The 22,366-nt window shown below is 57.3% G+C and carries 19 protein-coding genes and 1 pseudogene; 7 read left to right on the forward strand and 13 right to left on the reverse strand.

The genetic code is table 11. From position 1 onward, the window contains the following. Positions 1-16: 16 nt before the first annotated feature. The 7 genes and pseudogenes from LARV_RS09275 to nusA form a co-directional block, all read right to left on the reverse strand. Positions 17-1,441 carry an FAD-dependent thymidylate synthase gene (locus LARV_RS09275; RefSeq protein WP_075073372.1) on the reverse strand — a complete coding sequence of 475 codons (1,425 nt, stop codon included), beginning with the start codon at positions 1,439-1,441 and terminating at the stop codon, positions 17-19. Beyond that, positions 1,431-2,369, reverse strand: coding sequence for a bifunctional riboflavin kinase/FAD synthetase (locus LARV_RS09280; RefSeq protein ID WP_075073373.1), 939 nt, complete (start codon positions 2,367-2,369; stop codon positions 1,431-1,433). The genes LARV_RS09275 and LARV_RS09280 overlap by 11 nt, the downstream gene beginning before the upstream one ends. A 22-nt stretch (positions 2,370-2,391) precedes the next feature. Then, on the reverse strand, positions 2,392-3,303 hold the full coding sequence (gene truB / locus LARV_RS09285) for a tRNA pseudouridine(55) synthase TruB (protein ID WP_075073374.1): 912 nt from the start codon (positions 3,301-3,303) through the stop codon (positions 2,392-2,394). Between the two features lie 55 nt (positions 3,304-3,358). Then, the gene (gene rbfA / locus LARV_RS09290) at positions 3,359-3,754 is read right to left on the reverse strand and encodes a 30S ribosome-binding factor RbfA (RefSeq protein WP_075073375.1); all 396 of its coding nucleotides are present in this window, start codon (positions 3,752-3,754) and stop codon (positions 3,359-3,361) included. A 28-nt stretch (positions 3,755-3,782) separates the two neighbouring features. Continuing rightward, positions 3,783-5,540 (reverse strand): annotated as a pseudogene (infB, locus tag LARV_RS09295) (translation initiation factor IF-2); the annotation flags it as partial. A gap of 200 nt (positions 5,541-5,740) precedes the next feature. After that, a complete protein-coding gene (locus LARV_RS09300) occupies positions 5,741-6,112 on the reverse strand; it encodes a YlxR family protein (protein WP_075073377.1) in 372 nt (123 codons plus the stop codon). Positions 6,113-6,134: 22 nt separating this feature from the next. Continuing rightward, the gene (gene nusA, locus LARV_RS09305; RefSeq protein WP_075073378.1) at positions 6,135-8,048 is read right to left on the reverse strand and encodes a transcription termination factor NusA; all 1,914 of its coding nucleotides are present in this window, start codon (positions 8,046-8,048) and stop codon (positions 6,135-6,137) included. A 241-nt stretch (positions 8,049-8,289) separates the two neighbouring features. On the opposite strand from nusA, the gene LARV_RS09310 reads away from it, so the two are divergent. Then, positions 8,290-9,891 carry a glycoside hydrolase family 13 protein gene (locus tag LARV_RS09310; RefSeq protein ID WP_075073379.1) on the forward strand — a complete coding sequence of 534 codons (1,602 nt, stop codon included), beginning with the start codon at positions 8,290-8,292 and terminating at the stop codon, positions 9,889-9,891. A 203-nt stretch (positions 9,892-10,094) separates the two neighbouring features. Here LARV_RS09310 and LARV_RS09315 read toward each other — a convergent pair whose 3' ends face one another. Together LARV_RS09315 and LARV_RS09320 are read right to left on the reverse strand one after the other, a co-directional pair. Continuing rightward, the gene (locus tag LARV_RS09315) at positions 10,095-11,186 is read right to left on the reverse strand and encodes an Ldh family oxidoreductase (protein ID WP_075073380.1); all 1,092 of its coding nucleotides are present in this window, start codon (positions 11,184-11,186) and stop codon (positions 10,095-10,097) included. 80 nt (positions 11,187-11,266) lie between these two features. Next, the gene (locus LARV_RS09320; protein ID WP_075073381.1) at positions 11,267-12,124 is read right to left on the reverse strand and encodes a hypothetical protein; all 858 of its coding nucleotides are present in this window, start codon (positions 12,122-12,124) and stop codon (positions 11,267-11,269) included. A 108-nt stretch (positions 12,125-12,232) separates the two neighbouring features. Between LARV_RS09320 and vanR the strand changes: the two genes are divergently transcribed. From vanR to LARV_RS09345, 5 genes are all read left to right on the forward strand, one after another. After that, positions 12,233-12,931 (forward strand): VanR-ABDEGLN family response regulator transcription factor, encoded by a 699-nt coding sequence (vanR, locus tag LARV_RS09325; protein WP_075073382.1) that lies wholly within the window; start codon positions 12,233-12,235, stop codon positions 12,929-12,931. Beyond that, a complete protein-coding gene (locus tag LARV_RS09330) occupies positions 12,888-14,060 on the forward strand; it encodes a sensor histidine kinase (protein ID WP_407936369.1) in 1,173 nt (390 codons plus the stop codon). The genes vanR and LARV_RS09330 overlap by 44 nt, the downstream gene beginning before the upstream one ends. Before the next feature lie 217 nt (positions 14,061-14,277). Then, on the forward strand, positions 14,278-15,351 hold the full coding sequence (locus tag LARV_RS09335; RefSeq protein ID WP_075073384.1) for a D-alanyl-D-alanine carboxypeptidase family protein: 1,074 nt from the start codon (positions 14,278-14,280) through the stop codon (positions 15,349-15,351). A gap of 70 nt (positions 15,352-15,421) precedes the next feature. Continuing rightward, positions 15,422-15,871, forward strand: a complete 450-nt coding sequence (locus tag LARV_RS09340) for a hypothetical protein (RefSeq protein ID WP_075073385.1) — start codon at positions 15,422-15,424, stop codon at positions 15,869-15,871. 7 nt (positions 15,872-15,878) lie between these two features. Continuing rightward, positions 15,879-16,424 (forward strand): hypothetical protein, encoded by a 546-nt coding sequence (locus tag LARV_RS09345; protein WP_075073386.1) that lies wholly within the window; start codon positions 15,879-15,881, stop codon positions 16,422-16,424. Positions 16,425-16,526: 102 nt separating this feature from the next. Here the strand turns inward: LARV_RS09345 and LARV_RS09350 are convergent, their stop codons facing one another. The 4 genes from LARV_RS09350 to LARV_RS09365 all read right to left on the reverse strand — a co-directional run bounded on the left by LARV_RS09350 (position 16,527) and on the right by LARV_RS09365 (position 21,455). Next, the gene (locus tag LARV_RS09350) at positions 16,527-17,663 is read right to left on the reverse strand and encodes a CPBP family intramembrane glutamic endopeptidase (RefSeq protein ID WP_075073387.1); all 1,137 of its coding nucleotides are present in this window, start codon (positions 17,661-17,663) and stop codon (positions 16,527-16,529) included. 2 nt (positions 17,664-17,665) lie between these two features. Continuing rightward, positions 17,666-18,262: a helix-turn-helix domain-containing protein gene (locus tag LARV_RS09355; RefSeq protein WP_075073388.1), complete on the reverse strand. Its 597-nt coding sequence runs from the start codon at positions 18,260-18,262 to the stop codon at positions 17,666-17,668. A 231-nt stretch (positions 18,263-18,493) separates the two neighbouring features. Then, positions 18,494-20,413 (reverse strand): DNA topoisomerase (ATP-hydrolyzing) subunit B, encoded by a 1,920-nt coding sequence (gene gyrB / locus LARV_RS09360; RefSeq protein WP_075073389.1) that lies wholly within the window; start codon positions 20,411-20,413, stop codon positions 18,494-18,496. A gap of 52 nt (positions 20,414-20,465) precedes the next feature. Then, positions 20,466-21,455 (reverse strand): hypothetical protein, encoded by a 990-nt coding sequence (locus LARV_RS09365; RefSeq protein ID WP_075073390.1) that lies wholly within the window; start codon positions 21,453-21,455, stop codon positions 20,466-20,468. A 94-nt stretch (positions 21,456-21,549) separates the two neighbouring features. Here LARV_RS09365 and LARV_RS09370 point away from each other — a divergent pair, with 94 nt between their 5' ends. Next, positions 21,550-22,365 (forward strand): DUF5656 family protein, encoded by an 816-nt coding sequence (locus LARV_RS09370; RefSeq protein ID WP_075073391.1) that lies wholly within the window; start codon positions 21,550-21,552, stop codon positions 22,363-22,365. The last annotated feature ends 1 nt before the right edge of the window (position 22,366 follow it).

The following is a 22,366-nucleotide window of genomic DNA, read 5'->3' on the forward strand; positions in this document are numbered from 1 at the left end:
GAATCCGAAATGATAGTTATTTTACTGCAGTGAAGTAGGCGTTTTCGATCTCCTGCCAGGTCTCGTCGGGGTTGGGACGCAGATAGGCGCCCAGCAGGGGGGTGGCAGTCCGGGTCTCCGACGCCATGCGCTGGGCAATGCGGCGCAGCGAAAAATGCGCATTGGGAGCGGTGCGTAAAGCGACAAAGTGATCCAGGCTGCGCCAGTTGCATTCGAGCAATACGCGACGGTTGAAGGCGTTGGGCACGATATATGACGCGGCGTGGGGGAAGAGCGCGTGGATTTCTTCGAAACATTCCTGCGCGGCCTGCATGGCCTGCCGGAAGAGAGCTTCATGGCCGGCCTGCGCCATCTGGCGCGGCAGGGCGTACCCCAGGCGGGTGGTGAGCGGCTGAGGGGTCTGGGTCATCATGCGGTGGCGTTTGAGTTCGAAGTAAGCGCCCTGGTCGAGGATCAGGTCGAAGGTGTAGGAAGCGTATTCGAGTTCGCGCAGGGGGATGTCGAACCGGTCCCGGTCGTTCAGCAGCAGTTGGGCCAGCCGTTCACGTTCGGTTGCGGCGAGTGATTCTAGATACGCGAGACATTGCGCATAGCTATAACCGCTGAACCGGTACAAGGCGGCCGCCAGGACCCGGTTTTCGGCGTCGGATTCGTGTGAGATCAACTGGCACCAATCGGAAGAGCCGGATGGAAGGCTGATTTCGGCCGCGGCCTGGGTCAGGTTCGAGGCTGCTGACTGCCAGTAGGGCACAGAATTGGCGTACTTGACCAGGGTGGGCACGGTCTCGAGAGCGGCCCGTTTGATTTCCACTCCGGTCTGCTGCACTTCGGCCAGCGGATGTGAAAGCATCTTGCGGATGGCGTGTTCCAGGGCGCGCGCGTTGATGGTCATGCCCACGTTGGCCAGCGAGGCGGCCGGCAGCAAGAAACGGCACACATCCACGTATTTCGAGCGCAGGCGGCGCTCCCAGGCGGATTTGCTTTCATCCGCATTGCGCGGGTTGACCTCTTCCACCACGGTCTGCACGGCCGGCAGGGCTTGCTGATAAGCGTCGAACAGGAATTGGCAGGTCTGGACGAATTTTGACCGCAGCGGATGTCCCTCGAGTTCGGGAGGGATAAAGAAGGCATCCGGATCCCACTTTTGGTAGCGGGTGGATTTTTCGGTATAGGACGCCAGGCGGTTCGATTCGAGCGCCTCGACGGCCAGACGGGAGATGTTTTCCACTGCGATATGCAGCACGGCATGTTCGGCGACCGAGGCATGCCCGTAGCCGACGACCCATTTTTCATGAAATTCGGCCGATTTCTCGGCGCTTAATTCGGCGGCGATTTCACGAAAGGTCTGGGGCGAGCGCGAAGTTTTAGCAAAGGTGACAGCGATGGTTTCGGGAGGAATTTTTTGCGGGTCAAGCAGGTAGACCTGGCGCTTAACGGTCATGATCGAAAACCTCACGCGAGCGCTGGATGTCCTTGTTGATCTGGTCGATCAAGGATTGAATATGCGGGAAGCGCAGCTCCGGACGGAGAAACTCAACGAATTCCAGGCGAACCGGTTGTCCGTACAGATCCGGATCATCCGGCAAATCGAGAATGTGAGCTTCGATGCGGGGCAGGACGGGCTGATTTTCGAAGGTCGGGCGCAGGCCGATGTTGGTTACGGCCGGGAAACGCTCGTTTCGCAGCCAGATCCAGGTGGCGTAGACACCGCGGCCGGGCGCCAGGCGCTGTTCAGGTATGGAAATGTTGGCGGTCGGGAAGCCCAGGCCGTGCCCGCGGCCATCGCCATGGCTGACGATGCCATCGATGGTGTAGTGCCTGCCCAACAGGTCGCCGGCGGTATGGACCTCGCCCTGGCTGAGCAGGTCGCGAATATGGCTGGAGGAGATGACTTCGTTTTTCAGGCCAGAAACGGGTTGGATAACCTCGATGGTAAATCCCATCTGGTTCCCAAGCTGACGCAGCACCGACAGATTGCCTTCGCGGCCGCGCCCCAGCGCGAAATCATACCCGGCGCAAAGGTGCACCACACCCAGGTGCTCTTTCATCATCCCCATGAATTCTGCTGCCGTCCGGGAGGCCAGGTGACGGTCGAATTCAAGGGTGACGACTTCGTCCACACCGGCTTCTGTCAGCAATTCGGCGCGTTCGTCCGGCATGCTCAGATAGACGGGATCTTGCAGGTCGTGCAGCACGACGACCGGGTGAGGGAAGAATGTGACGACCACAGCCGGTAGTCCTTCGGCGTGCGCGCCTTCCACCAGGCGTCTGAGCAAGGATTGATGCCCGAGATGCACGCCGTCGAAGACACCGATGGATAGCCAGGAACGGTCCAGTTTTATTTCATCCAGAGTTCGATGATGCGGCATGGCGGCTCCAGTTGGACCGGGATTAAGAGAAGAAAACCTTCTTGGGCTGCCATTCGCCGGATTCGGGGACGAATTCCATCAACGCCACCAGCTCACCTTGTTCGTTTATGCCGCGCGCCATCTTCCCTTCGCTGACGTCGGCGGGAATGCGGTGACCGTGGCGAATCAAATCCATTTGTTCGACGGTCAGTTCGACGGCCGGCCATTCCGAAAGCGCTTCCGCGGCGGGGATCAGGTACTGGTACCAACTGCCGTCTTCGAAGGCTTCGCGCAATTTCCGCAGCGGAACGGCATCGCGCAGGGTAAAACGGCCGGATTTCGTGCGTCGTAACCCGACCAGATGAGCGCCCACGCCCATTTTTTCGCCCAGGTCGTGCGCCAACGAACGGACGTAGGTGCCCGAGGAGCAATACACGTCGATAACGGCTTCCGGCGGCGCCCACTCGAGTAATTCGAGGTGGTAGACATGAATTCGCCGCGGCGCCAGTTCGACCTCTTCGCCTTCGCGTGCCATTTCGTACGCTTTGCGGCCTTTTACCTTGACGGCCGAAAAGGGCGGCGGGACCTGTTCAATTTCGCCAACAAAACCCTGCAGCTCTTTCTCGAACATCTCTTCGGTAATGTGATCGACCGGCACGGTGCGGGTGATCCGCCCTTCGGCGTCGTAGGTATCCGTGGAGGCGCCCAGGCGAATCACGGCCTGATAGCGTTTATCCGAGGCGGAGACGTATTCACTGAGGCGTACGGCCGGCCCCACCAGGATGACCAGCACGCCGGATGCGCGTGGATCGAGCGTGCCAGTATGCCCGGCGCGTTTGATATTGGTTCCCTTCCGGACTACTTGAACCACATCATGAGAAGTGAGTCCGACCGGTTTATCCACTACCAGGACACCAGAAATGGCATTCTTGAGATCAAATTCGCCGTTTCCCATTATCTTATCCCCACAGGTGATGGAATAAACACCTCACAGGTGAACGCCTGGAAGATTACTCCTCCTCGTTTTTTTCGGATGGTTTTTCATCGGCGGCTGGTTTTTCCTGCCGCAGCGAATAGAGAATCTGCTCAATACGGTCCGCGCGTTCGGGGGTTGGATCCCAGCGGAAGCGCAGGCGCGGAAAGGTGCGTAGATCGACGCGCTCGGCCAGCATGCGCCGAATAAAGCCGCTGGCGCTTTCCATTCCAGCCAGGATTTCCTTCGAGCGCGCGCTTCCTTCCACGGCCGAGACGAAAATGTCGGCATAGGCCAACTCGCGGTCGACGGTGACATCCGTGATGGAAATGCCGGCAAGGCGCGGATCGTGGATTTCGTTCTTCACGAGCATTTCTGAAAGCTCCTCGCGGATGCGATCATTGATCCGTTGGAGGCGAAGTTTTGATGGCATGCAGCTTACTCCATGAAATCCTTCAAAATTATCCGTTACGCTCGAGGATGTAGCATTCCAACATATCGCCCTGAACGAATTCGTTGAAATTCTTGAGCGCAATACCGCAGTCGAAGCCCTGTCTCACGTTCTGGACGTCGTCTTTCTCGTGTTTCAAGGAGGCAATTTCACCTTCAGCAATTTGCTGTCCGCCACGGATGACACGGATCTTCCCATTCCGGCGAATTTCGCCATCGCGCACCCGGCAACCGGCAATGTTGCCCACTTTGGTGATCTTGAAAACGGCCATGACTTCGGCGTGCCCGAGTTTGACTTCGCGGAATTCCGGTTCGAGCATGCCCTTGAGGGCCTTCTCGATATCCTCGGTCATACGGTAAATAATATCATATAGACGGATGGAAACGCCTTCCGATTCCGCCGTCCGGCGCGCAGAGCCATCCGGTTGGACGTTGAAGCCAATGATGATGGCCTTGGAAGCCGCGGCCAGCATGACATCGTTTTCGGTGATGTTCCCGGTTTCGGAGTGCAGAATGTTGATCTTGATCTCGTCGCTCTTCATGTCGTTGATCTCATTGACGATCGGCTCCAGGGAGCCCTGCACATCCGCCTTGACGATTAAGCGCAATTCATGCTCTTCACCGGATTGAACCCGGCTGAACAATTCCTCCAACGAGGCTTTCGGGCCGGAAATTTGCGTCTCATGGGCCTGGGACTTACGTTCTTCGGCTACCTGACGGGCTTCCTTTTCCGACTGCATGACCTGGAAGAGATCGCCAGCGGTGGGAACGTCGTTGAGTCCCATGATCTGCACGGGGGTGGATGGGCCGGCCTTGTGGATCTTGCGGCCGCGGAAATCGAACATGGCGCGAACGCGACCATAGGAGCTGCCGGCCAGAACGGCGTCGCCTAGTTCCAGCGTGCCATTTTGCACCAGCAGTGTGGCGATCACACCCTTGGCGCGTTCCACCTGGGCTTCGACCACGGTTCCGATCGTGCGCCCCTGGGGGTTGGCTTTGATTTCCATGCTGTCGGCCACCAGCAGAATGGCTTCCAGCAAATCATCGATGCCCTTTTTCTGCTTGGCGGAAACCGGTACGATGATGGTATTGCCTTCCCAATCGTCCGGGACCAATCCCATATCGGCGAGCTGTTTCTTGACGAAATCCGGGTTGGCGTCCGGTTTGTCGATTTTGTTGAGTGCCACGATGATGGGTACGCGGGCCGCGCGTGCGTGGGCGATGGCCTCGCGGGTTTGCGGCATCACGCCGTCATCGGCGGCAACCACCAGCACCACGATATCGGCACCCTGGGCGCCGCGGGCGCGCATGGCAGTAAAGGCCGCATGACCGGGCGTATCCAGGAAGGTAATCGGGTGGTTCTTGAGTTCCACCTGATAGGCGCCGATATGCTGGGTAATTCCGCCCGCTTCGCCGCCGGCCACATTGGCGTGGCGGATGGCATCGAGCAGGGTGGTCTTGCCGTGATCGACGTGCCCCAGAATGGTGACCACCGGGGCGCGCGCAATCAATTGCGTCGATTCCTCATTGGCAATCAACTGCCGCCAGAGGGGAATTTCACCCGTTTCTTTTTCTTCTACAACATCGGGTTGTTCCATACTGGCTTCGAAGCCCAGTTCGGATGAAACAACCGCGGCGGTATCGAAATCTATGGTCTGGTTGATGCTGGCCATCACGCCGTTGGACATCAAAATCTTGATGACCTGTATCGGGCTGGCCTGGATCAATTGCGCCAGATCGCGAACTGTGATGCTGGCGGGTAATTCTATGGTTTTGTGCCCAATCTCGCTCATAATGCACCTCCGATTTTTATTGCACCCATCCCCATGTTTGCCCTGAAACGAATTTAAATCCGATAATCTCTACTAATAAGCGGCTGGGTGCGCTATTTGCGCAGTGAAGAGCAGCGAGATGGGAAAGGATCAATCGAGCATGCAGACACCCTCGACGGGATTGTTGGGGATGAGGATCATGCCGGATCCTTTAGCCCTGTTGGGGGCTTTAGCCCCTTTTGGGGCTTTTGATCCTGCGTGGGTTGGAGACCCTGGGCGGGTTCGTCCGCGGGCAGGGAAACCATAATCCCATGCAGGTACTCTCGATCCTGCTCGGTCAGTTCCATTTTCAACGCATTGGCCAGGGCGCCCTTTAAAGCTCTTTCCCAGCAAGAGCTTTGATTGTGCAGGTAAGCTCCTCGTCCGGCGGCCTTACCGCCGGGATCGAGTCGAATGCCTTCCGGGGTGCGCACAAGGCGCATCAGGGTTCGCTTGGGAAGTACCAGGCGACAACCTACACAAGTGCGTTGTGGAATATGCTTGACACGTTTCGTAGGTTTTTTGACCACCTTTCACTCTCTGGAACCGATACTATTCCCAATCCCAGCCGTCGGTGCCGCGCTTGTGCTTCTTTCGGGCAAGCGTCAAATCGCGCTCGGGATCGTAGACCACTTCGACGCTCTTACGCTTCTTCTTGCTCTTCTTCTTGCCAGTCTTGTTGCCAGCGCTGTCCACTTCTTCCTCTTCCTCTTCGGCAACTTCAGGATTGGAAAGGATTTCGGGACGCATCGTGAAGAGATCTTCGAGTGAAGGCTCTTCTTCCAGAACGGGCGTAACCAGTTCGGGCTCGGGAATGGCGCGAATGGGGGGCTCTTCGACGGTTGTTTCCTTGGTTTCGGCTTCGGCCGGTTTTTCGGCAGTTGCTTCGCCTTCCGTCGATTCGACCGCCTGCATGGCTTCGGCCTCGGGGGCCTTTGTTTCTTCGACCGGCGCAGTCTCGGCCTTCGCGGCAGCCACCCGCGCATCCAGATCGTCCATCATCTTGATGATTTCTGCCATGGCCTTGGGACCGATGCCATTGATGCGCAGAACATCATCCGGAGATTGCTTCATCTGGCGGGCGACTTCACCCACTGTGGCATAGCCGGCTTCCTGCAGCAGATTGGCCACGTGTTCGGGCAGCGGCCCGTCCAGAATGGCGGTTTCGAAAGCGTCGGCCGGAATGAGTTCATCCACTTCGGATGCCACGACTTCGACTTTCTTTTCCGGCTTGTGCGCCGTGCGCTTTTCGACCCGGTCGACGAAATGCGCCATGATATCGTATTCTTCCGGAGTCAGCGGGCGGCCGTCGGCTTTGCGGGCCAGGCTTTCCTCGATCCGGGCGATGGTATCAACCTCGCTGTCCGCGATTGACAGCAGAACGGGTTCGTTCTGCAGGCGGTAGAGCGTATCGCTGACCGCCTCGGGCAGGCTCTTGATATCGATGCGCCAACCGGTCAGTTTGGCGGCCAGGCGGGCGTTCTGCCCGTCGCGGCCGATGGCCAGGCTGAGTTGATCTTCAGGAACCACCACGGTGGCGGTTTTGCCACCGGTGGCGCGTTCGTTCAGATATACACCCGTCACGCGGGCCGGGCTGATCGCCTTGGCGATGAAGGCGGCCGGATCGGGGTTCCACTCGATCACGTCGATCTTTTCGTCGTGCAGTTCGCGGACGATGGCCTGAATGCGCACGCCGCGAATACCAACGCACGCGCCCACCGGATCGATGCCGGTCTGGGTCGCTGAGACAGCTACCTTGGCGCGTTCACCGGGTTCGCGGGCGATGGAGCGAATTTCGACCACGCCGTGATAAATCTCGGGGACTTCCGTCTCCAACAGGCGGCGCAGGAAATTGCGGTGCGTGCGGGAGAGGATGATCTGCGGGCCGCGCGGCGAATCTTTGACTTCGGAAATCAGCGCACGCACGCGGTCGTGAATGCGGAAACGTTCACCGGGAATCATCTCTTTGCGCGGCATGGTGCCTTCGGCCTTCATGTCCATCCCGATGGTCAATCCCTGGGCGTTGACGGCCTGAACCAACCCGCTGACGATTTCACCGAGCTGTTTGTTGAAGAAGGCCAGCTGCGCCTGGCGTTCAGCGTCGCGAATGCGCTGTTGGATCACCTGGCGGGCAGTCTGGGCAGCGACGCGTCCGAAGTCATTGGGAGTGCTCTCTACCACAACCATGTCGCCGAGCACGGCTTCTGGGTTATAGCGATGAGCTTCTTCCAGCGCAACCTCTGTACGGACATCTTGAACGTCCTCGACGACCTCTTTTTCGGCGAAGATGGTCACTTTGCCGGTTTCGGTATCGACGGTTGCTTCGATGTGCTGTGCATTGGAAGCATTCACGGCCCGGCGATAGGCTGAAATCATCGCCGATTCGAGCGCCTTGAGGATGATCTCCCGGGGGAGCTGTTTTTCTTCCAAGACTTCATTGAATGCCAGAGTAAACTCGTTCTTCATTCCTTAACTTTCTCCAAACTTGATCCCTTATATGAAGAAAAGTGGGGGAGGCCCACTTTTCATTGCATACCTATACGTTGGCGATAAACCTATTTTATCATAAATCCAATAGGCAGGCAAGGCAAAGCAAAACGAATAACCAAGAGTCACCCGCAGGGAAATCCCTAGCTCTTTGCGTTTGGTCGCTTTTCCAGGTTAAGACTAAAATAAGGCGTAGCCCAAATGCAATGAGGATTTTACCATGAAATCGGATTTTCTCTGGTGGCGCGATGGTGTAATTTATCAAATTTATCCCCGCTCGTTCGCGGATTCGAACGGCGACGGAATTGGCGATTTGCCCGGCATTCTGTCAAAATTGGATTACCTGGTGGAACTGGGAGTGGATGCGCTGTGGCTTTCACCGATCTACCCATCTCCGGACGCCGATTTCGGCTACGACGTTGCCGATTATACGGCCATCGATCCCAAGTATGGGACCCTGGAGGATTTCGACCGCCTGGTGCAGGCCGCGCACCAGCGCGGGCTGCGCATTGTGATGGACCTGGTTTTGAATCACACCTCGAATCAGCACCCCTGGTTCCTGCAATCGCGCAGCAGCCGGGATGATCCGTACCACGACTGGTATATCTGGCGCGATGCAATGCCCGGTCGCCGCCTGCCCAACGATTGGCAATCCGTTTTTGGCGGCTCTGCCTGGGAGTGGGATGAGGCTGCCCACCAGTATTATTACCACATGTTTACCCGCCAGCAGCCGGACCTCAACTGGCGCAACCCGGCGGTGCGTAAGGCCATGCTGGATGTATTCCGCTTCTGGCTCGATCGCGGCGTGGATGGTTTCCGGTTGGATGTGTTCAATGTTTACTTCAAAGACGACCGGTTGCGTAAAAACCCGCGCCGGCTGGGACGGCGTCCGTTCGACTGCCAGGTGCACCTCTACGACTGCGACCGGCCTGAGATGCTGCCCTTGCTGCAGGAAATCCGCGCTCTGCTGGATTCGGTTCCCGAACGTTATGCCGTGGGCGAGACTTTCCTGTCCAATACCCCCAAGGCCGCGGGGTACGCGCGCCCGGGACTGCTGCACGCGGCTTTCGACTTTTCATTCCTGGAATGCGGCTGGAATCCGGCGGCTTTCCTGAAGGTTATTCAGGCCATCGACAGCCAGTACAACGACGGCGGTTGGCCCACTTACGTACTTGGCAATCACGACGTGAATCGAATTGCCACCCGTTACACCCGCGGTGAAGACGACGAACGGTTGAAGGTGCTGGCGACGCTGCTGCTGACCCAGCGCGGAACGCCTTTTATGTATCAAGGCGAAGAGATTGGCATGCGCAATGTGCGCGTGCCGCGCAAAGAGATGAAGGATCCGGTCGGACTGCGCTACTGGCCGATCCCGGTGGGGCGGGACGGCGAGCGCTCGCCGATGCAGTGGACCGGCGACGAGAAAGCCGGCTTCAGCCGTGGAACGCCGTGGATGCGTGTCCATCCGGACGTGACCTTTCGTAACGTCGAGGCGCTGCGCAGACAGCCCGATTCGGTATTCCACGTCTACCGGCGGCTGCTGCGGCTGCGCAAGGAACTTCCGGCCCTGCGCAATGGGATTTTCCTGCCATTGACCTATGAACCGCACTCCCTGCTGGCTTATCTGCGCAAGAACGGCGATCAGACTTTGCTGGTGGCGCTCAATTTCCACCGCAAACGCAACCGGCTGGTGCTGGGCAGCGAACTGGCGATGAGCGGCTGGCGGCTGGCCTATTCCACCCGGCGAACCGAGCTGCCCGTGCTGCACGATTCGGTTCTGGTGCTCGAGCCATACGAAGCCATCATTCTCGAACAACAGTAAGAGAAAATTGACCACGGAGACACGGCGCCCAAGGGCGCAGGCGGGCACGGAGAAGAGAAATAGGGATGAGAAGAAAAATCGAAAAACGAGATTTTCGAGAATCATAATCTCTATAAAAAGGCTTTCGGATGGCGATCCCGAAAGCCTTTTATTTCTCTCTTTTCTCTTTCTTTCTCTGTATGCGCTGTGTCTCTGTGGTTTTTTTATTCTATAACCCCGAGCACTTCCAGATCGAAAGGCAGGCCGACGGTTTGACCGCTGGCTTTGAGCGAATCGACCACCGTCTCCAGCAGCGGAATCCCTTCGGAGCGGCGGCGTTCGGCCATTTCGAATTCCTTCTCGCCATGGATGTAAATGCGCTCCTGACCGACAGCCTTAGGGGATTCCTTCATCATCTGGATCAAATGATCCATGTCCTGCTTGAATTCCTCCACCGGCCGGAAGGCGTCGATGCGAATTGCGGCGAAGAAATGGCCCACGCGCGCGGGCTTGTTGTTGGACGGCTGGGCGACTTCATCGCCAAAGGCCGATCCCGCCAGCACGCCACTGAAGATATCAACCAGCATGGCCAGACCGTAGCCTTTATAACCGCGCATCAGGTCGATGCCGCCCAACGGCATCAACGCGCCGCCATCCAGCACTTCTTTGGGATTCGTGGTGACTTTGCCTTCATGATCGATGCCCCAACCCTCGGGGATCGGTTTGCCGGCTTTGTCGTAGACCGTGATGCGCCCAATGGGCACGATGCTGGTGGCCATATCCAGCACGTAAGGGCGTTCCTTGCCGGATGGGACGGCGACGGCGATCGGGTTGGTGCCCAGCATGGCTTTGCAACCATAGGTGGGCGCCACCAGAGGCTGTGAATTGGTGAAGCTGATGCCGATCATGTCCTGCGCCAACGCCATCATGGCGTAATAACCAGCGATGCCGTAATGGTTGCTGTTGCGCACCGTGGTCATGGCCAGGCCGGACTGGCGGGCTTTTTCGATGCAGCGCGACATGGCGGTATATCCAACGATCTGGCCCAGTCCATGGCCGCCATCCAGCGCCAGGGTTGTGCCGGTCTCGCGTACGACGGAAAGCGGCGCATGCGGGTCGATGAGGCCCTTGCGCAGGCGCGTGCCGTAATAGGTATCCAGGCGAATGATGCCGTGCGAATCGACACCGCGCAGATCGGCCGTCAGCAAAATATCGGCGGCAATTTTCGCGTCCTTGGGTGTGATATCGTGCCGGACGAAGAATTGAACGATGTATTCAGAAAGATCTTCGGTGCGGAAGAGCAAGCTGCGAGCCATAGTCACCTCATCAGGATATATTCATTTGAGTTTATCACGAAGGTGGGCGCCGGGAAAGAACAGATTGGTAAGCGCTCCGGTCAGGCCGGCAGATCGCGGAACAGGGCGCCATCGCTCACCCGGCCCGAACGCTTCCACAGCAGGTAGCCCTGCTGCAGGGGGCGCCGCCGGGTTTCGACCGGCCAGCCCAGGTCGCGCAGGGCCAGCGCGCTGGCGCAGAACCACTGGCGAAGTCCCAGGGTGCGCACGCTGATGGTGGCCAGGGCGGCCTGCTTCCAGGCGTTCATGAAGGCGTCGATGGTTTCGCCGGGCAGCATGCGGTGGATGAAGTTCTTGGGCAGGCGGGGCTGAAAGATGGCCGGCTCGAAGCCCCAGCGGAAGTTGGTGCTGAAAAGCAGCCCTTCCACCCACAGGTCACCGTCCGCGCGCTTGCGCAACAAGTTGGCCACCCAGATGCGCCCAAACGGATCGGCGGTGCCTTCGATGATCAGCCCGCCGGGCATCAGGCCTGCGCCTAATGTGAGCAGCGCGTCCTGCACCTCGAATTCGTCGTACTGGCGCAGCACGTTGAAAGCCCGGATCAGGCGCGCCGATTCACGGGGTTGCAGCGGCAGGTTGAAACCGCCCAGGCGGAAATGGGTGCGATCGTCTTCGAAGGGCAGCGCGCGCTCGACGCGCTGCGGGTCGATTTCCACGCCCAGCACGGGCAGCGCCGGATTTAACCGCCGCAGGCGTTCGGCCGATTCGAGTGTGGTGAAGGGTTCTTCGCCGTATCCCAGATCGACATAGTAGGACACCTCGCCCGGCGCATCGGTCCGGCGGATCAGTCCGGGATCGTACAGGCACAGGAAGTTATCCACGCGGCGCAGGCGGTTGCGGGCGGTTTTGCCGCGGGTGATCTGGCCTTGCGGCCGCGATTGGCGGGGTGGGCGGGGCATGCTGGAATTGTATCAGAGTGTACGGGAGAGGGCTGCCAGGCTGGATCGAGGAAATTTCCCGGCATCGGATTGTTAGTATATAATCTCGATAGGGAGGAGATCACCTTCATGACAGTCAATATCTTGATCGTCGACGATGAGCAAACAATTGCCGATCTCATCCAGGTGTACCTGAAAAATGAGAATTTCAATGTGTACAAGTATTCATCCGGCCAGGATGCCCTGGATTGCATCGAATGCGAAAAGATCGACCTGGCCATTTTGGATGTCATGCTGCCCGACATCAACGGTTTTGCGATTTGCCGGCGCATTCGTGAAAAGTATAATTTTCCCATCATTTTGTTGACCGCCAAGGAAGAGGAAATCGATAAGATCACCGGGCTCACACTGGGCGCGGATGATTACATCACCAAACCCTTCCGCCCATTGGAACTCGTCGCCCGCGTGAAAGCTCAGCTCAGGCGCTACACCACCTATAACGCCGGCGAGCCGGCACCGGACGAGCATGAGATCGCAGTCTCTGGATTGGTAATCGACCGGGAGACGCATGAGTGTACTCTGAACGAACGAGCGCTCTCATTGACGCCCATCGAATTCTCGATCCTCTGGTTCCTGTGTTCGAACCGCGGGCGGGTGGTCAGTTCGGAAGAGTTGTTTCAAGAGGTGTGGGGGGAAAAGTATTACACCAGCAGCAATAACACTGTCATGGTTCACATCCGCCATTTGCGCGAAAAAATGCGCGATTCAAGCGAACACCCGCGCTATATCAAAACCGTTTGGGGAGTGGGTTACAAAATTGAAAAATGATCATTCCGCCCTGAGAAGAAAAATAATCCTCCAGGTGGTCTTGATTGCGATTTTGGCGCCGGCGCTCTGGTTCCTTATTCAATATCTCCTCATCGACGGATTATTCCAGGCCGCCTTCGCAGAGTGGTTCGTACACCTGTGCGAGAATTTGTTCAAGATTTCGTATTACGACGGCGTGAACATGTACCAGCAGTTATTTCGAAACAACCGCGGCGTCTGGCTTTCCGCCGGCCTGATCGTCGTTCTGCTGTTGGTTTTCTATTTCGTTTTGTCCAGAATGACGCGCTATTTCAATGAAGTCAGCGCAGGGATCGATCAACTTGTGGATGAATCCGGCGGGGAGATCGTGCTCTCGCCCGAAATGGATTTCATCGCCGCGAAACTGAATGAGATCAAGACAAAATTGGATAAACGCGAGCGGGATGTGAAGGAAGCCGAACAGCGCAAGAATGACCTGGTCGTCGACCTGGCGCACGACCTGCGGACCCCGCTGACCTCCGTGATCGGTTATCTCAGTCTACTCGACGAAGCGCCGGACATGCCGGTGGAGCAGAAAGCCAGGTACATCGGCATTACCCTCGAAAAGGCCAACCGCCTGGAGCAGTTGATCAATGAATTTTTCGATATCACCCGCTTCAACCTTCAATCTATCGTGCTGGAAAGAGAAAAAATCAACCTCTCGTTCATGTTGCAGCAGATGGCGGACGAATTCTATCCGCTGGCAGCCCCGGCGGGCAAACAAGTGACCGTCAATGCGCCGGAAGATCTCAGTATATGGGGTGATGCGGATAAACTGGCTCGCGTGTTCAACAACCTGCTGAAGAACGCGATTTCGTATAGTTTCGATCATACGACCATCGAGATCGAAGCCATCCAACGGGACGAAATCATCGAAGTCTCGATTACCAACCAGGGCAACCCGATCCCTGCGCAGAAATTGAACCAGGTCTTCGAGAAATTCTTCCGATTGGATGAGGCGCGTTCCAGCCATTCGGGCGGAGCCGGGCTGGGACTGGCGATAGCCAGAGAGATCGTCACGGCGCACGGCGGCGCGATCAGCGCCCAAAGCGACGAGCATGCCACGATATTCAGGGTGTCTCTGCCGGTTCAGACTCCTGCGAATTCATAAAGAAGCAAGTCCTTCGTAAGCACATCTTAAGTTTTCGATAAGTCAGCCTATATAAACTCCGCGTCCAGCTTCGCTAAGATGATTCCGGCGAAATTGGGCGGGGAGTTTTTTTATTTTTTTTGAAATCACCGGCAGGTACAGTGTAAGCGGAGGCCGGTTCGATCGATGGCAATCGTTCACAAAGAATCCTGGATAACGATCGAAAGGAAAAGGAAAAATGGCACCTTTCAAGCGTGCGCGCCTCGAAAAACGGCATGCGTTCCGCTGCTTGTTTCTGGTTGTGTTTTTCTTGAGCGCCTGTAGTCCTGCAAATTTCGGCGCGGGGATCCCTTCGACGGTAAAGCGGACGATGGTCACACCCACCCTGACGGACACCCCGACCAGCGCGCCGAGCGCGACCCCGACGCCCACTCCTGAGCCGGTCCCACCCACCGCGCAGCCGGTGGTCTACCTCGAACAAGATCCGCTGGCTCTGGCGGCTCAAAGCGCAATCCTGATCGACGCCCAGAGCGGGACCGTGCTCTACGAAAAGGCCGCGCACCGGCGCATGTTTCCGGCCAGCACCACCAAAATAATGACTGCGCTGCTGGCGCTGGAGTATTTTGACCGTGACGAGGTGATCTGGGTCGGCGACGAAGTCAACCTGGCCTGGACCAAATTCAGGCTGGATGCGCAGAAGGCCGGGCTGCTCTACAGCCAGGAGATCGGTATGGAGGATTTGATTTATGGGTTGATGCTGGTCTCGGGCAGCGATGCCGCTTTTGTAATCGCCGTCAACGTGGCGCGGCGTGAAAGCGGCGATGCGTTCATGCCCATCGACCAGGCCGTCGAACGCTTTTGCGGGCTGATGAACGAGCGCGCGCGCGAACTCGGCGCGCTGGACACGAATTTCACCAGCCCGGATGGTTATCAGGACTCGAACCATTACAGCACGGCCTACGACCTGGCGCTCATCGCGCGCGCGGCCATGCAGGACGATCGTTTTCGGAAAATCGTGGATGTCGCGTACTACAGGCCGGCCGGCAGCGAAACCGATACAGGGACTTTTTCACAGGCCTGGAGCAATACCAATCGTTTGCTCGACCGGGAAGACGCTGTCTTCTACGCCCCGGCGACCGGCATCAAGACCGGCACCACAGACGAAGCAGGTCACTGCCTGGTTTCTTCGGCCGAGTTCGATGGGGCGGGCGCCATTGCCGTAGTCCTCGACAGCACGGCCGAGGGCGTGTGGAGCGATTCGGTATCGCTGCTGGAATACGCGCGCGAATCTTCTTCAGCAGGACAGAATTAAGGAAAAAGCGCACCGCATCGTTCGACCGTGCTAGAATTCCTTTGCATAATTATTACATTGGAGCAGCACGATGCGCAATTTCACCCGCGGTTTTATCGCCATTTGGTACTTGCTGGGCTGGATTTCTCACGTTTATCTGGCGCTATTTTCACCTCAGACCTATGCCGTTTTCGGCCGCACGGCATTGATCCCAGGCTACGATGCCTTCTGGCAGAATTTCATCATGCCCCACATTTCTTTCTTCGCCCTGCTGCTGGCGGCTTTCGAAATCGGCGTCGGGCTGCTGTTGATCAACCGCGGCAAATGGGTGAAATACGGGCTGGTCTTGAGCATCGCCTTCAATCTTTTTCTCATTCAAATGGGATTGGGTTCGGCGGGACTGGGCGGAATGCAGGATTTCCTGGCGAACCGGCTTGCCAACCTGATCTTTGTGGCAATTCAAATCCCGCTTTTCCGGGGTTCGGATGCGATGACTCTGGTTCAATCCATCCGGAAGCACTTCAAACCAAAAACGATCTGAGAAACCCATGGAAAGTGACGCCGTGAACGGCCCTTTTCGACGGATTCTCCTCGACCATGCGCTGCGTTATCCGGCCTGGCAGATCCAGGACCTCTACAAATTGATCCACCAGGCTTCCAGGGGCAGCGGACATGCCGTCGAGGATTACGGGCAGGCGCTTCGCTGGCTGGAGACCGAGCTGGCGCACCTCCCGGTTGGGCCTGGTGAACCGTTGATCGACCCCATCTCGGCGGATGGCGCCATCGTGAGGGTGCATCTGCCCGCGCTCCTGGCGCGCGGTTTTTCTCCAAGGCTGTTGCTGGACGCATTTGTGCAGACTTCCAGCGCTTTTCATGGCTCCATTCAACTGCTGGAAGAGCAATGGCAGGAAGCGGCCGCGCTTTCGACACAGGGACGGCTGGCCTTCGATCCGGCCGAATTGAACTCTTTTATCCTGGATATTCGCGCCCTGGGATACCCGGCGGTGCATCACTCTGTTCGATATTCGCATCTGTACCAGCCTGCCTACCGGGTCGTCGCCAGATTCGCTCTTCCCCCCGAATGGAATTCGTAGAATTTGTTTGATACCCAATGGATCGGTAATGGCCAAACGAAATACTGACCTGTGGGACAGGTCAGTATTTCGTATCGCGAGATCCGGATCGATGATTGTTCTTCAGGCGACCTGTGAAGCCGCGGGTTCGGCCAGCTGCGTTTGGGCAGGCGTGTCTTTCCACACCGGGTCGCGCAAGAGGAGGAGGACGATTACGGCCAGCGTTGCCAGACCGTACAGGCCCAGACCAAAACTGAAGATTGGATCGTTGGAGGTGTAAACCAGGCTGTTGAAGAAGCTGTTGGTCTGGTTATTGATGGCGTGTAAGAATGCTGCCAGCCAGACGCTACCCGTCTTGAGAACCACATAACCGAGGACGAATGCCAGAAGAACGCAGTAGAGAGTCATTGCAATCGTACCGGCAATCGGTTGGCCGGGGTAATTATGGCCCATCCAGATGGCCGGATAGTGCCAGGCGCCCCAGATCAGTCCAAGCAGCAGGACGCCGCGCTTCTTACCCAGGCGGGTGAGCTGCCCCTGCAGGAAACCGCGCCAGCCATATTCTTCGCCGAAAGCCACGACGAGCCCGAGCAGCGAGCCCTCCAGGATCGTCTGGATGGCAAGCATGATCAACAGCGCGGGACCGGACATCGAGGTTCCGATCTGGGCCGCGAGCAGGCTCAGGTCGACCGGTTGGCCCAGGTTGAAGAGCATGTTCAGGCCGGTTTGAAGGGCGTAGAACGCGACGAACGCCAGGGTGAAAAGAACCCAGTCCATGAAATGACCTCCGCGCATATTGGCGCGCGCGAATGCCTCGCGGCCTTTGAAGACGCGGAAGACGATCAGCCCGAGCAACCCCAGGATCATCGGGAGGGTCCGCAGTTGGGCTACCAACTGCGCCAGGGACGGAGCCAGCGCCGAAATGGCTGCCAGGATGACGTAGAACACCGTCAGCGCCAGGTAAAGGTAGAAGAACCCGCGCGCCCGGTCCGGGCGTCCATCCGGCATGGGTTTGTGGAAGTAGAATGGGCTGTCGGTGAAGATGAACATGCCCAGGAAAATGGCGAAGAACGCCGGCAGCATCATCTGCAGTTGCAGGAAGGTGGTCGTGCTCGAGCTGCCATATCCGCCAACCAACTGCAAAAGCAGATCGAGGACGTAGGTAAATCCAAATGTCAGGCCGATGAACAGGCCGACCTGGCGCCAGTTGACCCTGGGTTGGATAACCCGGTTTTGAGTCGATTCAGTCGTAGGTGTCATTCTTATTCCTCTTTCAAATTGCCATCTTTTTGATCGATTTCCTGCGCCGGTTCATCCGGCGAGGGTTTGTTTTCTTCAGCAGGCGTGACGATCGTCGCGAAGATGCGACGTTTACGTCCGGGCGCCGGTTGATTGTTCAGGTATGGGACGATCGCAGCATTGATTCCTTTGACCATCTCGGCGAATTCTTCATCGCTCAACTCAAGAGGGAATTTTTGATAACCCACCCCGTCGTTAAGGGGGTCGAGCGGTTCCGCTCTCTTGATATAGCGCGAGAAATCATCCAACAGCGAGGCAACGAAGGTGGTGAAGTAGCGAAGGTGATCTTCACGGCTCAGCGCCGCGAATTCCTGGGCGTTCATAAATCCGCCCTGACGGCCGAGAGTGTAAACCTTCTCGAGGGTACCGCGGACACGCCGTTCGGCGGCTAAATCCAGAATGCCTGCCGCGGTCAGACGGTTGAGGTGCCGATAGAGTGTGGCCGGGGGTACATCGCCCAATTTTTCCGCCAGTTGTTGGGCGGTCATTTTCCGGCCGGCCAGGGCAATGATGATGCGCAAACGGGTGGGGTGTAACACTAAATCGATTGGCTTTTCCATCTCGTCTCCGATCAAATATCAGTAATGCGATTATTATCAATAATGATTATATTACAAATAATGATATTGTCAAGAGATACTGTTCACATTGCCCATTAAAAAAACCCATCTGCGGGAATGACATGGAACGATGACTACGAGAGATCTCCTATGGAATTAAAAAAATACTGGCCTAACTTATAGGCCAGTATCCATGTTCTTGATTTGCCTGAGACGTTTGCGATCAGATTTCTAGATATCCAGATTCCGGACCGTCTTGGCGTGGGTGGTGATAAACCGGGTGCGCGGCGGGACGGCCTCGCCCATCAGCATGTCGAACGTGCGATCCGCAATTGCGGCGTCGTCCACGGTTACCACCAGCAGGATGCGGTTTTCGGGGTTCATGGTGGTTTCCCACAACTGCTGCGGGTTCATTTCGCCCAGACCTTTGTAACGCTGCAGGCCGACTTTTTCCACGCCGACGCCCAGTTCCTTGATCAGGCTGTCCTTTTCCGCATCGTTATAAGCGTATTTGATCTGATTCTTGTAGGCGATGCGGTAGAGGGGCGGCTGGGCAATGAAGACGTGACCCTGCTCGACGAGCGGCAGCATGTAGCGGAAGAAGAAGGTCAGCAGCAGGGTGCGAATGTGAGCGCCGTCGACATCCGCATCCGTCATGATGATGACGCGGCCGTAGCGCAGGTTGGTCAGGTCGAAGTTGTCGCCGATGCCCGTGCCCAGCGCAGAAATCATGGATTTGATTTCAAGGTTGGAAAGCATTTTATCAAGGCGGGCGCGTTCGGTGTTGAGAATCTTACCGCGCAGGGGCAGGATGGCCTGGAAGTGCCGGTCGCGGCCCTGTTTGGCCGAGCCGCCTGCCGAGTTCCCTTCGACGATGTACATTTCGGTCTTCGAGGAGTCTTTTTCGGAGCAGTCCGCCAGCTTGCCGGGCAGCGTCAGGCTTTCCAGGGCCGATTTACGGATGACCAGGTCGCGGGCTTTACGGGCCGCGTCGCGGGCGTGCGACGAGGTGAGGCACTTCTGGACGATGGCCTTGGCTGCCTGGGGATTTTCCTCCAGGAAGGTGCCAAAGGCATCCCCAACCACCTGCTGGACGTAAGTCTGCACCTCGGGGTTCATCAGCTTGACCTTGGTCTGGCTTTCGAACTGCGGGTCGGGGTGTTTGACCGAGACAATGGCGGTCATGCCTTCGCGGGTATCGTCGCCGGTGAAATTGGGGTCGGTATCCTTGAGCAGATTGGCCTTGCGCGCGTAATCGTTGATCACGCGCGTGACCGCCGTGCGCAGGCCGGTCAGGTGAGAGCCGCCATCGATGGTGTTGATGGTATTGGCAAAAGAATAGACTGATTCGGAATACGCATCGGTATATTGAATGGCAGCTTCGATGCCGATGTTTTCGACATCCTTTTCGACGTAGAAGACGGGGTGGAGCACGACGCGGTTGCGATTGAGGAACCGCACGAAGGAGCCGATGCCGCCTTCGAAGAAAAAGGTCATTTCATGCAGGGTCCGTTCATCCATCAGGCGGATTTCCACCTTGCGGGTGATGAAGGCCATCTCACGAAAACGCTGCAGCAGGGTGTCGAATTTGAAATCGAGGTCGTCTTTGAAAATTTCGCGGTCAAAGCGGAAGGTGGTTCGGGTGCCGGTCTTTTCAGGATCGCACTTGCCGATTTCCTTGACCGCTTCCTGCGGAATTCCGCGCTCGTAGCGTTGGAAATATTCGCGCCCATCCCGATAGACGCGCACCTCGCACCATTCGGAGAGCGCATTGACCGCCGAGACGCCCACGCCGTGCAGACCGCCGGAGACCTTGTAGCTGGAATGGCTGAACTTGCCGCCGGCGTGGAGAATGGTCATAACCACTTCCAGGGCGGATTTTTTCTTTTCAGGGTGGATGTCAACCGGAATACCGCGTCCGTTGTCTTCGACGGTGACGCTGCTGTCGGCGTGGATGGTGATGATGATTTTGTCGCAGGCGCCGGCCAGGGCCTCATCGATCGAGTTGTCGACAACCTCATAGACGAGATGGTGGAGGGCTTTCAGGTCGGTGCCGCCGACATACATGCCCGGACGACGGCGGACGGCCTCCAGGCCTTCGAGCACCTGGATATCTTTTGCACCATACGAAGAAGGGGAATTGGTTACCACAAAATCCTCCACGATTAATTAGCGTAAGCCCCCAGCGGAGCAGATCCAAATTTCAAATGCGCACTTGCGCCATATGAGAAAGGTTTTCTTCCAACCAGGCAGTGGCGCTGCGATAAAAGACAAAACTAGCGGAAAGCATGCTCGTGGCGATGAAGGCGTGCCCGGCGATTCCCACCAGGGTCAGCCAGGAATTGGCCGGCGGAACCGACCACAACTGATTGAGGCCCTGAATGAGTAGGATGGCCACCAGAATGAACAGGCTGACACTTGGCATCAAATAGCGCACCAGCCGCACGCTGGTGAGCATGGAGGTGACTGCATTTTGCTGGCGGGTAAAAATGCCGTGCGGCGAGAAGACCAGCGGAATGAGGAACCAGAATGCCAACAGGCCAACCAGGAACAGGGCAATCGTTGCCAGCGTCGGTGAGATCAGGGTCACCAACGAGATGACAAACATGCCGGGTAAGGCCAGGGTTAATATCAATGCGATGCTGAGCAGCGTGAGGAGTACGGTCTGGGCAGCCTGCCAGGCCGAGCAGCGCAAGAAAATGAAGCCTTTTTCGCCGTTGCTGGAGCGCGATACGGCCGAAAAATAAAAACACCCCAGGAGCAGGCCAAATATCACCATGACCAGCCCGATGAGCATCATGCCGGCGGTCGAATTCACCTCCAACCGGGTAAAACCACCCAGCGGCGTAGCAGGATCAACGCTGCCCGCCATCAGACTCGGAATTCCAACCGGCAGCGTCCGCAGCAGACTGAAGAAGTTGAACTGTTCGGCAAACTGTTTCCAGAGATTGAAGGATGTACTCATCAGTTGGGTCATATCCGCGCTGCCCAATTGCTGAAGCGTGGTGTTCATATCGTCGATAACCGGCGATAGAATCCGCTCCAGGCTAATGCGCGGTCCCAACCAGAGGAACACGTCCAGGATAATGGGGGGCAGGATGAGGTAGACGTGATTCGCCACGGCGTTGAAACCGCCGATCAGTGCGGTGGTCAGGCGCGGAGGCGGATTGAGCAGTTTAGGCTGGTTTTCCATACAGTCTATAATTTTACCACATCTGTCCCTTCAACCTTGCGGATGTCTTAAGCCCTATCGATGTGCATGAAAACGCGATAGAATTTTATTGATTATGGATGAACACAACCATTTGCCTGATCTGAACCGCCTGAGCGTCCTGGTGGCGGTGATTCTGCTGGCCTATGCGTTGATTCCTTTTGTCAACCTGCCAGAGCGTGGTCTATCCTTACAGTTACCCGGTTTTTTTATCGTTTTCCGTTTGACATTTTCCGCATTGGTCTCTGCCATCGCGGCGGTCCTGGCGGCCACGGGCAGCGCCTGGCTGTTTCATGACCATCCCCATTTCCGCGACCGGCGAACGCGGATTTTCTGGCTTCTGCCGGCATTGATCGCCTGGGCAGTGGGAACCACGTTGGGCACTCTGGCGGCTGGTCCGGAGTGGTGGGCGGTGTTTGCCCTGGGCGCGATTCTGTTGGTTCTGGTGCTGCTGGCGGAATACATTGTGCTGGATGATTACGACATCCGCCACGCCCAGGCCAGCATCGGGTTGACTGCGGTTTCTTTTGGCCTGTACCTCATCCTGGCCATCGCGGCCCGGGCTGCCGGCCTGCGGCTGTATGAGATTCTGGCGATGCTCGTTCCCTGCATGGCCCTGCTCAGCCTGCGAACGTTGTTTTTGCGCCTCAACGGCCATTGGTGCGTGGCCTGGGCGGTTGGCATTTCCCTGTTCGTCGGTCAATTGGTGATCGGATTGCACTATTTCCCCACGCCGCCGCTGCGCTTTGCGTTGCTGCTGGTCGGGCCTGCCTATGCCGCCACAAGCCTGGCCGGCGGCATCGAGGAGGGCCAGCCGCTGCGCAGGGTCTGGTTGGAGCCGGCCATCATGTTGGCTGCACTGACGGGTCTGGCATTCATCATCCACGGTTGAT

Origin of the sequence: Longilinea arvoryzae, from assembly GCF_001050235.1 — a bacterium.
In the GTDB taxonomy this organism is placed as follows: domain Bacteria; phylum Chloroflexota; class Anaerolineae; order Anaerolineales; family Anaerolineaceae; genus Longilinea; species Longilinea arvoryzae.